This is a genomic window from Pseudoalteromonas sp. RWi3 (assembly GCF_054960735.1).
In genome coordinates this window covers 128763-143275 of the sequence record NZ_JBHNYL010000009.1, presented here as the reverse complement: position 1 = coordinate 143275, position 14513 = coordinate 128763, and the positions used below count along the sequence as shown (strand labels likewise).

Below are 14513 nucleotides of genomic sequence, written 5' to 3'. Positions count from 1 at the left end.
TTTAGCCTCTGCGCCAAGTGTGGTATTTCTCAAGCCAATTAAGCACAGTGTGTGGCGCATTAGCACGTTTCCATTCACCTGCTGCGTACTTGTTACCTTCAGCCCATGTTGGGTAACTATGAATAGTACCCAGTATTTTATTAAGCCCTAAGCCGTGTTTCATCGCTAATACAAACTCAGCAATCAAATCACCCGCGTGTTCAGATACAACGGTCACACCTAATATCTTGTCTTTACCTTTGGGCGTAATCACTTTAATAAAGCCTTGCGTTGCACTCTCGGTGATTGCACGGTCTAGCTCTTTAAATTCAAAGCGAGTCACTTCGTAGTCTAGTCCCTGTTCAATCGCTTCTTGTTCATTGATACCTACGCGAGCGACCTCTGGGTCAATAAAGGTGGTCCATGGGATCACACGATAATCCACTTTGAATTTCTTAAAATTGCCAAACAAGCCGTTTACAGCAGCGTACCAGCCTTGGTGAGCAGCAACATGGGTAAACTGATAAGGACCGACTATATCGCCCGCAGCAAAAATATTTGGGTAGAGGGTTTCTAAGTACTCGTTGGTAACAATAGTTCGGTTGGTTTCAATACCTAACTCTTCAAGGCCATAGCCCGTTAAGCGGGCACTACGGCCAACGGCACATAACAGTTCGTCGTATTCAATTTCAGTTTCTTGTTCGTTGTGCTTAACAATAAGGTACTTTTTACCATCACGTGCTTCACAGCGCAGCGCTTGATGATTGGTTAATACATTCACGCCACTGGCTTGTAAAGCGTGGTTGGCAAACTCTGAAACTTCAATATCTTCTTTGATCATTATGCGATCGGCCATTTCGATTTGCGTAACCGATGAGCCAAGCCGTGCAAAGCTTTGTGCAAGCTCAGAGCCGATTGGCCCACCCCCAAGTACCACTAGCTTTTTAGGTGCTTGACTGTAATCAGCAAACTTTTTCCACAATGTGTCACTGGTAACATAGCCTGTTTCTTCAATGCCAGGCAAAGGAGGCACAAAGGGGCGTGCGCCCGTGGCAATAACAATTGTTTTAGCGGTTAGGGTTTGTGTGCTACCGTCGTTTAGTTGTATTTCAACTGTCCACGGGTCAGTAATTTTAGCGTAGCCTTTAAGTACCTCAACACCTAAGTTTGTATAGCGTTCCACGCTGTCGTGCGGGGCAATATCAGCAATAACTTGGTGCACACGGGCCATTACTTTTTTGAATGAAAATTCAGGGCTGATCCTTTCTAAACCGTATTTATCAGCATGTCTAATTTGTTCAGCAACTTTGGCGCTTTTGATAATTGCTTTACTAGGCACACAGCCGTAATTTAGGCAGTCACCGCCCATTTCACCGGCCTCAATCAAAGTGACTTTTGCTTTCACGGCGGCTGCAATGTAACTGGTTACTAAGCCGCCAGCGCCCCCACCAATAACAATCATATTGCGGTCAAACTGCTTGGGTTTAGTATAGCTTTTATATACTTTACGTTTTTTTAGCAAATTGATAATTGCTTTTGCAATAAGCGGGAATACACCCAACAATGCAAAAGAAACAATAAGGTCTAAGGATAAAATGCCCGATAAGCTATCAATTTGTGCTAATTGCGTACCGGCATTAACAAATACAAACGTGCCAGCTAACATGCCTATTTGACTGACCCAATAGAATGTCCATGACTTAATAGCTGTCAGGCCCATCAGCAAGTTTATCAAAAAGAATGGGAAAACAGGCACTAACCTTAAGGTAAATAAGTAAAAGCTGCCTTCTTTTTCAACCCCTGCATCAATGGCAGATAAACGTTCTGGAAAACGCTTTTTAACCACGTCGCGTAATAAATACCGCGAGACTAAAAACGCTAACGTAGCGCCAATGGTTGATGCAAAAGAGGCAACCAATAGCCCCTCTGCAAGACCAAATAGCGCTCCCGCAGCCAATGTTAATATGGCAGCACCGGGTAATGACAGCGCAGTGACCACAACGTAGAGTAAAAAGAACCCTCCGATCACCAATAAAGGCGATTGTTCACGCCATTGGCTAAATTCTTCCATTGAGCCTTTTAAGCCATCAAGGGTAAGTAGCTGGTGAATATCAAAGTGAAAAAAGAGCCCTACACCCAGCAAGGCAACAATCAACAATAGTAATTTTTTTAACATGTTCACTCGCTATTAAAAGTTATAGGTAAAGGTCAATTTGCCATGAATTGGCAGCTCTGGATAAACCAGTGTTGCGCCAAAGTAACCGCCTTCAAACACAGGTCGCCAGTTTTCTTGGTTGGTTACATTGGTAATATCTAAACGCAAAGCCATTTGCTCATTAAATGCATAGCGACTGTTTAGATTAAGTGTGTATTGGTCGCGTATATAAACAGTTGCTAAATAGTCTAAAGGATAGCTTTTGGTATAAATACCACCCAGCCCAATATCCCACTGTGGTGTAATTGAAATACCGCCATTTATACTGACAGATTGCTCAGGTATTCCTTGTACACGCTGTGTTGATGGGGCAAATGCAGTAAAGTTAGGTGCGCCACCCGCTGTGCCATTGATAATATCAGGGCGAGAGTTATTAAATACATCAGAGACTTGTTTTGCGCCTTGGCTGCTTGCTGAATTGTCGTAACGGGCATCAATATAACTATAACCAACACTAAACCAATAATTGGTTGCATCATAAAAAGCCTGACTTTCGAAGCCTTGAGTACGAATACCTGTATTACTGCCATCTCGGTTACGCAAGCTGCGGCGTTGATTAAATAGTGCGCCGTCGACATACCATGCACTATCTGCTGGTGCGTATTTTAAGCCCACTTCAGCTAGCGTGTTATCGGTTGCAAAGTTTTGTGCACTAATTTTGTTGTCACTACCTAATACATTACCGCCAGCCATACTGTTCGAGGTTGCTTGGTTGTAGCTTCCTGCCATGTAGCTTGTCAGTGCTGGTGTCAGTTTATAGTTAATACTTGCTTGACCAGAATGCAGGGTTTCATAAATGTTATCGCTGGCGGCTATTTGACCTTGGGGTGCAATAGGATCGCTTGCTTTAACGTCATAATAGTCAATACGATAACCTACGCTGGTACGAACCTTATTTGTCCATTGGCTATCGTGTTGAATCGCGATACCTGTTTGCAAACTGGTGGAGTTAGTGGTGTCTGAAAGTGAAAAATCACCACTTCCGTCATTATTTATATCGTATTGGCCACCGGGTGATACAAATACGCCGGGGCGTAACTCAACTAGGCGTGCTTGTTGCTCTGCTGTAAGCGGTATACGGCGGCTTTCAATGGGACCTGTTAAGTCAATAGGGGAGTCTGCTTCAGTGGTAAATTGGCTGAAGCCTTTAACCTTGTTATACCGCACATCAAAGGCAAATAAAGTATTTTGATTATCAGCCCATTGATAGCTTAACTCTGTGCGGTTTTGCGCGGTGTTGGCGCCATCAATAATTTCTACAAAGCTATTTTGCGCAATTTCTTCGCGTTCTAAATGCTGAAAATAAGTAATATTTTTGAGGGTTAATTGATTACTGAGCTCACGTTTATACACGCTATGAAATAAATATGTTGTAGCGTCATTTATGTTGTCAGGGTCGGTCAATACTTGATTGCGCGGTAACATCACTTGCCCTGTTGGCGAGACAATAGCCCCAGCACCGGGTACTGTGCTGCCATTGGGTTGCACGCCTTGGCCTGTGATATACAGCCCGTCATCAATTAATGCCTGTGTGGGTCGGTTTATACCTGCGTTATCAGTAAACTCAACATGATAGAGCTCAAAGTTTATATCCCAGCTGGTTTTATCATCAGGTAAAAAACGCACAGCCCCAAAGAGACTATCACTTTGATAACCTGCGTAATCATAAAAACTACCGTTATCAATATGCTCAACACTCACTCTAAATCCGCTTTCGCCTTGGACTATAGGCGCTGAATAATCGAGTTGAGCACTGAAGTGATCCCATCGTCCTGCTGATAGGCTTGCTTTGCCTTGTGAGGTTTCGGTATTGGCTGTTTTTGAATGTAAATTAACGAATCCGCCATTGCGTTGGCTACTACCAAATAATACTGTCGGTGCGCCTTTTACTACATCAATTTGCTCAACCGCATTAAATGATACGGGAATACCAAAGCCGTTGTTACCTGCTTGGCGACGAACGCCATTTTGATAAAGTTCACCCAGTTGACCGCGTAGTGTAGGTAAGCTAGGAGCACCAAAGCCGCTGGCTGCGTAACTGTTAGGCGTAACGGCTAAAATATCTTGCAATGTGGTGATGTTGAGTTGCTCAATCATGTCGCTAGAAATAGGGGTAATTGCGCGTGCGATGTCGCTTAGTGACAGATCATCGCCAAATGGCCCGCTTATTTTCGCATCTTTAGGCGATAGCTGATGGGCCTTTAGTTTTTCTGCGGATACTTGGATTACTTCAATTTCGTTGTTTGCTTTTACGACAGATGTAAAGCTGGCACAAATACTGAGTGCTAAAAATGCGTATTTCAAAATCATCTCACTGCAATTAAATAGTTCATATACGATGTATGAGACCCTAAAGGGGTAAAAATACTTTCAAATAGTTAATAAAGTTTTTTGTAAGAAATTAACGGCTGCTCGGTCTTGTAGTTTTTATTCATAATAATTTTATAGGATAGTCAATGAACCAAACATACACACCGGATATTAAAAGTCGCCTGCAATGGTCTTTATTTTCATTACGTTTAGGCGTATTTATTGTGATGCTGATGTGGACGCTGGATAAGTTTGTAAACCCAGGGCACAGCGCACGCATTTTCGAGCATTTTTATGGCATAAGTGGGTCTACTGACACCATAGCCTATATTTTGGGGAGTTTACAGCTGGTACTGGTGTTTGCATTTATGGCGGGTATCAAAAAGCGTATTACTTATGGTTTAATTTTTTTAATGCATGGTGCTTCCACACTCTCATCTTACGCGCAATATCTTGATGGGTTTAACAATTTATTGTTTTTTGCAGCATGGCCAATGTGGGCGGCCTGTTTTGCGCTTTACTTATTGCGCGACCAAGATGTTAAATTTATAGCCGTGAGACGTGCATCGTAAATTAGACTAAAGGTAAATTAAGCGAGATTAGCTAAGGCTACTTTAAAAATCGATGTATTGTTTTAGGTTTTTTATCACAATGATAAAGTATCAAGCAGATGAGTAAATCGTCAAAGTAAAGCAGGTTGCAGTTATCAAACTTTATAGTGTAAGGAGCTATTGTAATGAATCAATTAACACAAAGTACCATCACATGCCCTTACTGTGGTGAATGCTTAGATATATTGATTGATCCCAGTGATTTGGATCAACAATACATTGAAGATTGCCAAGTGTGTTGTAAGCCTATTAACTTTTTAGTGCAAATGGATAATGATGAGACGCTTTTCGTGACTGTTTCAAGTGATGATGAGGGCTTTTAAGCGTTTATAGGCACAGGGTTTTCGTTATGTATATAAAAAGCCGCTCTATGAGCGGCTTTTGTTTTAGCAATAGGGGAATGCTGTATTGTTTAGTTGCCCATTGAATACCTAAAGCCAATTGCGTATCGCGGGCCGTATTGAGCTGCGCTCAAGAACTGACTTTCGAATCGGCTAAATGAGCGTTCAGTTTCATTTGTTAAGTTAACACCTTCAAAGAACACCGTGGTACTTTCGTTGACTTCGTAGTTAACGCTAACATCCCATTGAAGATACTCTTCAGCGTACTGTGGTGGCGCAGTGGCGCCTGAGTCCGGTAAACCTTGCGCTATAAGATATTGGTCGCGCCACGCACCTGTAATTTTTACAGATAAGCCGTCTTTTTCATAAAAACCTTGTAGATTCGCTGAATCACTCAGTCCTGCTAAAATAGCTTGAGAGGCAAGTATGTGGTTATCATATTCAACATCACCGTCAACCATAGTTGCATTGAAGCCTGCGCCAAAGCCAGATTCACCAAACAAATGCTGAATAGAGACTTCTACACCGTTAACCTTTCGAGAACCCACATTTTCGGGCGATTCAATTGTCCACTCAATCAGCGGATCGGTTGCAGGGTCAGGTAAAATACGATTGTTTTCGCCAATACCTACACCATTTGCAACAATCTCATTGTAAATTGCTCCGTCGGTTGCTTGTTCACCACGACCTTCAATGGCAGCAACTGCGTTATTCCAACGTTCACCTAAATAGACGTCATGCAGGCCTTCGTAAGTTGCATTAACTTGCGTGTTATCAATCCAGTCATCAACGTCTTTCCAAAATAGACCAACCGCGGCATAACTGCCTTCGTTGTAGTAATACTCCAAGCTTAAATCAAAGTTAGTTGATTTAAATGGTTTTAAGTTAGGGTTGCCACGGCTACCACTACGTGAGTTCAACTTAGGTGAGGGGGTAAGACTTAAGTTACCTAGCATAGCGCCTAAGGTAGGTCTTGATATTGTTTGACCCCATGATACACGAGAGACTAAATCGTCAGTTAAATCGACTTTAATATCGATCATCGGAAGGAGTAAGTCGTATTGGCCTTTGTAGTCAACTTCAACTAACTCACCGCCACTTGCAAACTGCGTTAACCATTCAGAACCACCAGCCCAGTATACTTGTTCAGCCACGCGGCTTTTAGCTGGACTGACAATATCGGTTTCTTCATAACGTACACCTAAATTAACGAATACATCGTAATCGCTTACATTAAATACCCAGTTCGTTGAAAGGTATAAGCTGATGGTTTCTTCTTCAACTTTATTAGTTGGAAAGCCATCAAAGGTGCCAATTTGATATACATCACTGCCTAGTACGTCTTCTGTAAGATATGCACTTTGGCGCGCAAAAGCTTCATCAAAATCATACGTGTAAGCATAACCTGGCGCTACGCCATTTGGACCAAAAGAAAACTCATCGAGGAAGTTTGCTAAGTCAACACGTTCAAACATCGCATCAGGAAAAATCTCAGCAAATGTGCCGTTATTAAACCCTGGTGCATTCGCATTATTTGAACCACCCCATTCACTTAAGGATTGCTTAGTGTAGGCTGCGCCAAATTTAACTGTTTCAAGGCCAATATCAGTATAAGTAAATAATTGACCGTCGAGCTGCACTTGGGATACTTCAGATTCACCCGGCGTGCGTGTGAAAATACTAAAGTTAGAGCCTATTTGATTAGGGTCGATTTCTTGCGTGCCATTGTTCCAATTAACATTAAAACCAGGTACATCACCTTCACGGAAAGAATACTCTTTTGAAGCAATATCAGCTGAACCTAAGATAATACGGCCATTGGCGTTCAAACCGGTATCTTTGCCGTTATCAATCGTTGTTTTTGATGTGTGTGCATCGAGTGTAAAGCTGAGGTTTTCAGTGGCGAGCCACTCAACATTTAAGCCGGTCGCTTTAGCATCTACCTCGGTTGTTTCACGAAATGCAGTGAATGATGCATCATCTCCCGCTGAATTGTAATAGATGGCTGTGCCATTTTCGTCTAGTTCATATTCGTTCGCATTACCGCCAAATGAGCCATTCCAAATACCCCAAGATAGTGAGTTATTTCCCGTCACTGCATTTGAAATTGTGTGATCAAGGGTAAACGTTAAGTTATCAGTAGGAGCAAACTGGAACGTTGCTTGTGCATTAAGGCGCTCACGTTGAATGTCGTCTTTGGCAAAACTAATTTCTTGCGGGAAGAATGCAGCAGAAACACGTTCTCCGTTAGCATCCGTATACTGTTTTGCTGGGTTACCGTCAGCGTCTGTTGGGCGATTATCAGTAACGTTTTCAGCATCTAAAGAAAGGTTAGGGTTTACTAACCACGAACGTACATTTGCTGATTGCTTTTGGAAATCACGACGATGATATGAAAAGTTTGCTGATACACCAAAGCGCTCATCATCAAAGGTGTTGCTGTAGATACCAGCAATCTCAGGCGTCACTTCATCACCGTTTTCTACAGACGAGTCATGAATCCCTTTTGCCATGAATGAAAAACGTTCACCTGGCTTTTGTAATGGCTTTGCTGTAACGATGTTAACAGTGGCACCTAGTCCACCTGTTGGCATTTCTGCACGGGCTGTTTTCATTACTTCTAAAGAGCTAACACCTTCAGATGATAGGTTTTCAAAGTTAAATGAGCGTGTAAAACCTGTGCCAGCCATTTGGCGGCCATTAAGTGTTACGAGGTTAAATGATGGACCAAAGCCACGCACAGTGATTTGGCTGCCTTCACCGTTAGAGCGACTTACAGATACACCGGTAATACGTTGTAGTGATTCTGCTAGGTTGGTATCTGGAAATTTACCCATTTCTTCAGCTGAAATGGCATCAACAACGCCTGATGCATCACGTTTAACATCCATTGAACGAATCAATGAGCCTCGAATACCTTTTACTTCAATTACTTCTAGCTCTGGTTCGGCAGTTTCTTCTTGCGCTGCGTAAGCTAAATTAAATGTGCTTGCAGCGATGATAAGTGACACAGAAGCCGCTAGTTGGCTTTTTTTAAACTTAATTGTGTTCATAATTGCTCTGCTTTTACTAAATTGGTTAGGGTTGGCAGATAAATCACTTTGTTGATTATCTGCCACTTAATAAGGTGTTTTAAGGATTCGCGATAACTACATTATCAACACGATAAACCGCACCTTCACCTGAGCCCCATGCTGGGAAAATCATAAGTACATTGATATCACTGATATCTAAGCCTGCGTCAAACAGCGACTGCAATGTAAATGTATATGTTTGCCACTGCCCAATAACGGGAACTTCGCCTTCAGCACTGTCAGAAAGAGGTAACTCTACAGCAGTTGCGGCGCCCGTTGACTCAATTTTAAACAACCATTGTGCATCTGTAGCATTAGGTGGAGTCACCATTTTCATTTCAAATTGAACAACGCCGGTAGCTAAAATAGCCGATGCATCAAACGAAACACCTTCATCAGCTAAAAAGCCCATTACCGTAGGTGCAGCACCAATCTCAAATTGTGCAACAGTACCATGTGCGTCGTCATCTGTTTGCTCTGTTGGTGTAGAGCCACCACAGCAATCCCAAATACTCCACATATCGGCTGCTTTATCTTTAAATACGGTCAGTTCGTTGCCAGCTGGAGCGGCTGCACTTGGATCGTATATTTTTGCGTTATCTACACGGTATACAGCACCTTCACCTGTGCCCCATGCTGGGAAGATCATCACTACATCCAGAGCGCTTACATCTAAACCTGCGCCAGCTAGATCAGAAAGTGTATACGTATATGTTTTCCACTCACCTACAACGGGTGCATCACCTGCGTCTGTTAATGGCAGTTCTACCGCAGTATCGCCTTCATTCGATTCAATTTTCATAACCCATGTTGAGTCAGGGCTATTAGGAGCCGTCATTACTTTTACATCAAACTGCAGTACACCACTTTCTAAAATGCTGCTAGCATCAAATGGATTGCCGCTGCCGCCTGCTGAAGTGCGTGTGTTAAAGCCCATAACTGTAGGTGCTTCACCAATGCTGAACTCAGCAGTTAAACCATGTTCCTCGTCATCCATTGCTTCAACCGGGGTTGAACCACCACAACAATCCCACATTGGCCAATCAAGGTTTTGTCCATCGGTAAATAATACCACTTCAGGTGATGCACCTAAGTCACCTTCAATCGCAATATTAGCAATAAGGTACTCTGCACCTTCGCCTGTTTGCCATGCTGGGAAAATCATTAATACGTCAATCGCGCTTAGATCAAGTCCTTTTTCTTGTAAGAAAGAAAGGGGGAATGTATAGGTTTGCCATTGGCCAACAACAGGGTCTACACCTTCTAAACTTTCGTTTAGTGCAACATCACCGGTATTTGGACCACCGTCACCGGCTTCGGCTTTTAATAACCATGTTGTATCAGCATTAGGCGGAGTAACAACTTTCATTTCAAAGCTTACACGGCCATTTACGTCTACTAATGGAGATGCATCAAATGGCGCTGATGTGCCTGCAAAGTCATCAGGGAAATGGCCGCCACGTGTAGAGAAACCTAACACAGTGCCGTTGTTATCATTGATATTAAATTGTACAACGTCGCCTTTGTCAGCATCAGTGATGATCGCTGGCATAGTGCCGCCACAACAATCCCATGCAATCCAGCTAGAATTTAATCCGCCATCAAAAATATTTAGGTTTTTAGCTACGCCATCACTCGGTGGTGTTGGCACTGGGGCTGCACCTTCAACTAGTGCATCATCTAGGCTATCGTACCCAGGGCGAACTGTTTCACAGCCTTTACCTGTAGCAGGGTCAGATTGACACTCATAAACACGAACGTAGTCAACTTCAAAACTCTGCCCTTCTGCAAATGCAGTCTCATCAATACCTAAGTTGTTAACGTTTTCAGGCCAATCTCCACCTACGGCGTGATTTAGGATTAAGAAGAAGTCTTTATCAAAAGGGGCCGTATCCCAGTGTGTTGTGAGCTCGCCACTGCCTTGCTCAAAATATTCTGCGAACCAACCTTTATGTTTTAGGCCAACGGCTTCATCTTTTGAGTTGTAACGCACTTCGGAACGACGTTGTGTTGCATATAAATAACCATCAACATACCAGCGAATTTCACCTTCCTGCCATTCAATTGCATATGTGTGAAAATCGTCTGCGGGATTCATACCTTCAGGAAATGTATAAGCTTTACCTGAACTGGCATTATTTGGCCACTCGCGACCGTAGTGGAGTGTCCCGTAAATGTTTGATTCTACAGTGCCGTCTTCAGAAACTGTTTTTAAGTTAACAGCTTCCAAAATATCAATTTCACCAGAACGTGGCCAACCACCATATTCAGAGTCTGTTGGCATCATCCAAAATGCAGGCCAGCTACCTTGGCCTGATGGCAGTTTCGCTCTCATTTCAAAACGACCATAGGTAAAATCGGCTTTGTACTGTGTGGTTAAACGGGCTGAAGTATATGGCTTTTCTGCACCTTCTTCTGCAGGCAAGGCAACGATATTAAGGATACCATCGCTTACAAATGCGTTTTCACTGCTGTCGGTGTAGCATTGTTTTTCATTATTTCCACCGCCAGCACAATTTAGCTCGAAGTTCCATTTTGATGTATCAATGGCTTGGCCGTCGAAGTCATCGCTCCAAACCATGACCCAATCAGAGACGGGCTCGCTTGGTTCGACAGCTGTTAAATCAGATTTTGTTTCAGCGCCGCCACCGCAACCGAACAACATTGTTAATGATGTGGCTGCAAAGAAACGGCTAAGATTGGATGTTGTCATGTTCATTATGTGAACCCCAGTCGACTTAATAAATGGAAGCGCTTTTTAGCATAGTTCATTTTTTACAAATGCACATGTAAGCGCTTACATGTGTGTGATAAAGTTAGCGCTTTCTATGTAAGCGCTTACAAAGCGTATGATAATGCGTGCATTAGGTCAACATATTTAATGTCTTTGATTAACTTTTATTTAACTACTGCTTGATTAAGGTTGGAGGGTAGAATGAAGTGTGCCTACTATCTTATTGATTATGCTTAAATATTTTGTTTTTATGATAGAAATGTTAAATTTTAAATATTCTGTTTAAAAATAATAAAATGCAATAATTGCCAAACATCAAGTGTTGTTTCTTAATCCATAACAGCTGTCGCTATTTTAGTACGACTTTTTAAAGTTGTTGCAGTAATACCGTGGGGAATATTAAAAAGAATAATGGAAGGTTAGTCCTTAGATTATGTTGTAGATTAATGAAGTTTGCATGTGGATAATTTTTGGGACCAAAAAGGAGGTAACAACCGAAATACTCGGTTGTTACTAAACTTAAACTCTGGTTAACAGAGATACTAATGCATGGCGTTGTTGTATTTATCAGCTAATAACTGCTTTTGATTTTCAGTAAGTGCTTTACCTGCTAGTTGAAACACCTCTTGTTCTTCTTCCTCAAGATGATGGTGTACTATATGGTGCAGTTTTTTTGCTTTTGCAAGCCATGCAGGTGAACTCATTTCTGTATTTTCAAGTGCTTCAATCAGCTCATCAATATCATGGTGCTCAGCAACACTGTGACGTGCTTTCTCTTGAGTTAAGTCATCGCACATCAGCGGATTATAAAAAAAGCGTTCTTCGAACTTAGCATGCTCTTCGAGTTCATGTTTTAGTTCAGTCATAAGTGACTGGCGGTTTTCAGAGTCACCACTGGTTTTGATCAGGGCATCTACTAGTGAGCGTTGTTTATCATGGTCGTGACGTAATGCTTCAAAAATATTCATAATGTATCCTTGCTTATTTTAATATAGTTTAATTGTGCAAAGGATGAACCATAATTTAAGTAATTGTTTTATGGTGGTTTTATTTATACTTGAAGTGCTTCGTAGGTTTTATTTTGTAATAATTACAGACTAAAATGAAAAAGGCTAACACTGTGGTTAGCCTTTGGAGTAATTAAATTATTAATTTACTAATTATTTATTCGCGTCTTTAACTGTTTTTAATTTAGCCGCGTGGTCAATTTCAAAGGCTGGCATGTCTTTGTTGCCATCCATTAAATAATTGTCCATCCAACGCATCAAGCGTAAGCTGTAATCGTATTGTGCCGCCACTTTACGGTTACCGTGACCTTCACCTGGGTAGTAAATTAAGCGAACATCTTTACCTTGTACCTTCATGTAACGGTACATTTCCATTGACTGAGCAGGGTGAACACGTGGATCATCTTTACCGTGCATGATCAGTAATGGTGTTTCAGATTGACCAGCCCAATAAATAGGGCTGCGCTCTAAGTACCATTGCCATTTATCCCAAGGGTATGAACGCGCATGAACTAAGTTCATTTCGTTTGAAATATCAGTCGTACCAAACTTTGACAGTTGGTTAGTTACACCGACAAACATCACACTTGCTGCGAAGTGTTTGGTTAGTTTAGTTGCCGCCCAAGCTGACGCATAGCCACCATAAGAGCCACCGGTAATACCAACACGTTTAGTATCAACTAAGCCCATATCAACAAGGTGATTTTTAAAATCAACCAAGTCATCAAACTCTTTGCCTGCATAGTCATTTTGGCCAAGCTTCGAGTAATCAACACCTTTACCTGTTGAACCGCGATAATTCGGGTAAAATACCGCATATCCACGTGCAGCACCCATTTGCCCTGGGCGAGAGTAGTTTGTTATCCAACCGTCTTTGTCATGACTTTCTGGGCCACCATGTACAGACATAATTAATGGGTAACGCGTGCCCTCATTGTAATCAAGCGGATATACAAGTACACCATCAATTTCAACACCATCACGTGCTTTTAAAGAAACGGTTTCTTGTTTTGCAAAACGTTTGTCGTTTAACCATTCGTTTGAATCTGTTAAACGTGTGGCTTTACTTTTACGTACAATAAATACTTCGTTAGGGTGCTTTGCAGTGTTACCGCGAAGCGCAATCGTTTTATCTGAGTCTGAAATACTCAGGTTAGAAGCAATAAATTGACCTTCTTTGATCAGCTTTTTATATTTTTTTGAGCCTGCTTTGATACTTGCTACATAGCTTTGAGTGCCAACATTCGCTATGAAATTAAGCGTATTGCGTTTGTTTGACCATTCGATGTCAGCAATATGGCCCATAAAATTAGGCAGCCATTCTGTAATTTGTGCTGTTTTAGTATCAGCTATGAATAAACGGCCTGTCGCTGGATCATGTTTATCTTCTGCACCGATAATTGCAATGTACTTGCCATCATGAGAAAGCTCTGCATCGCCCAATTTGCCTTCTGTTTTAAATGATAACGTTACTTGGTTACTGGCAACATCGTATAAATGCCACATAGATTTTGTGTATCGATCATCAATAAGTGCTGTTGGCTGAGTTTTAACAAGTAACTTTTCGCCATTGGCCGCCCAGTTAACATCACTTACGTAGTTTTCTACGTTTAATGCTGTTGGGGTAACTGGTTTATCTGATTTTTCTAAATCAACAATAAATAGCTGCTTGTTTTTTAGGCCAAGCTCATATACTTCTGCCTTGAAACCCAGTTTTTTAAGTTCTTTATCTGACTTGTCGGCAGCAGGCATAGCTAAGATGGCTAGCTGCTTATTGTTCGGGCTGAGCTGATAGCTTGAAATAGATGTGTCTTTAAGTGAAAGTACTTTTTGTGCTTCACCACCATCAACCGGTATTTGGTACAACGCAGTGTACTTTTCGTCTTCTAGTTTAGCTAAAAAGTAGATTTTTTTACTATCATTTGACCACTGAATACTTTTGATATTCACCGAACCTGTGATGAAAGGACGTTCAACACCTTCGTCATCTACCACATACAGTTCGCTGTAGTTACGGCCATTTTCATCTACGTAAAGGGTACGCGGCACTGATCGAGTAAAAGCAACACTATCACCATCAGGGCTAACGCTGGTTTGAATAACAGACTGAATTTTTGGGATATCTTCAATCGTAATAGGTGTAGCAGCAAAAGCTAATGAACTAGTCAGTCCAACGGCTAATGCTAAACTGGTTTTTAGCATGGGTATTTCCTTCGCTTGTAATAATTATTTGCACAGTATA

General features: G+C 41.8%; 8 protein-coding genes. 2 read left to right on the top strand and 6 right to left on the bottom strand.

Annotation, left to right across the window (positions count from 1 at the left end; translation table 11 throughout):
* Position 1: 1 nt before the first annotated feature.
* Together ACFI4Z_RS13040 and ACFI4Z_RS13035 are read right to left on the bottom strand one after the other, a co-directional pair.
* Positions 2-2155, bottom strand: coding sequence for an FAD-dependent oxidoreductase (locus ACFI4Z_RS13040; RefSeq protein ID WP_462670966.1), 2154 nt, complete (start codon positions 2153-2155; stop codon positions 2-4).
* Positions 2156-2167: 12 nt separating this feature from the next.
* Positions 2168-4504: a TonB-dependent receptor gene (locus ACFI4Z_RS13035; RefSeq protein WP_462670965.1), complete on the bottom strand. Its 2337-nt coding sequence runs from the start codon at positions 4502-4504 to the stop codon at positions 2168-2170.
* A gap of 146 nt (positions 4505-4650) precedes the next feature.
* On the opposite strand from ACFI4Z_RS13035, the gene ACFI4Z_RS13030 reads away from it, so the two are divergent.
* Together ACFI4Z_RS13030 and ACFI4Z_RS13025 are read left to right on the top strand one after the other, a co-directional pair.
* On the top strand, positions 4651-5076 hold the full coding sequence (locus ACFI4Z_RS13030; protein WP_462670964.1) for a hypothetical protein: 426 nt from the start codon (positions 4651-4653) through the stop codon (positions 5074-5076).
* Positions 5077-5240: 164 nt separating this feature from the next.
* Positions 5241-5438 (top strand): CPXCG motif-containing cysteine-rich protein, encoded by a 198-nt coding sequence (locus tag ACFI4Z_RS13025; protein WP_462670963.1) that lies wholly within the window; start codon positions 5241-5243, stop codon positions 5436-5438.
* Positions 5439-5527: 89 nt separating this feature from the next.
* Here the strand turns inward: ACFI4Z_RS13025 and ACFI4Z_RS13020 are convergent, their stop codons facing one another.
* From ACFI4Z_RS13020 to ACFI4Z_RS13005, 4 genes are all read right to left on the bottom strand, one after another.
* A complete protein-coding gene (locus tag ACFI4Z_RS13020) occupies positions 5528-8509 on the bottom strand; it encodes a TonB-dependent receptor (RefSeq protein WP_462670962.1) in 2982 nt (993 codons plus the stop codon).
* A gap of 79 nt (positions 8510-8588) precedes the next feature.
* A complete protein-coding gene (locus tag ACFI4Z_RS13015; RefSeq protein WP_462670961.1) occupies positions 8589-11249 on the bottom strand; it encodes a family 16 glycosylhydrolase in 2661 nt (886 codons plus the stop codon).
* A gap of 557 nt (positions 11250-11806) precedes the next feature.
* Positions 11807-12232 (bottom strand): hemerythrin domain-containing protein, encoded by a 426-nt coding sequence (locus ACFI4Z_RS13010; protein WP_099296691.1) that lies wholly within the window; start codon positions 12230-12232, stop codon positions 11807-11809.
* 192 nt (positions 12233-12424) lie between these two features.
* Positions 12425-14473: an alpha/beta hydrolase family protein gene (locus ACFI4Z_RS13005; RefSeq protein ID WP_462670960.1), complete on the bottom strand. Its 2049-nt coding sequence runs from the start codon at positions 14471-14473 to the stop codon at positions 12425-12427.
* Between the last annotated feature and the right edge of the window lie 40 nt (positions 14474-14513).

Coding starts and splice junctions, on each gene's coding strand:
- ACFI4Z_RS13010 (WP_099296691.1), bottom strand. CDS start 12,232: ATGAATATTTTTGAAGCATTACGTCACGACCATGATAAACAACGCTCA.
- ACFI4Z_RS13040 (WP_462670966.1), bottom strand. CDS start 2,155: ATGTTAAAAAAATTACTATTGTTGATTGTTGCCTTGCTGGGTGTAGGG.
- ACFI4Z_RS13025 (WP_462670963.1), top strand. CDS start 5,241: ATGAATCAATTAACACAAAGTACCATCACATGCCCTTACTGTGGTGAA.
- ACFI4Z_RS13035 (WP_462670965.1), bottom strand. CDS start 4,504: ATGATTTTGAAATACGCATTTTTAGCACTCAGTATTTGTGCCAGCTTT.
- ACFI4Z_RS13020 (WP_462670962.1), bottom strand. CDS start 8,509: ATGAACACAATTAAGTTTAAAAAAAGCCAACTAGCGGCTTCTGTGTCA.
- ACFI4Z_RS13015 (WP_462670961.1), bottom strand. CDS start 11,249: ATGAACATGACAACATCCAATCTTAGCCGTTTCTTTGCAGCCACATCA.
- ACFI4Z_RS13030 (WP_462670964.1), top strand. CDS start 4,651: ATGAACCAAACATACACACCGGATATTAAAAGTCGCCTGCAATGGTCT.
- ACFI4Z_RS13005 (WP_462670960.1), bottom strand. CDS start 14,473: ATGCTAAAAACCAGTTTAGCATTAGCCGTTGGACTGACTAGTTCATTA.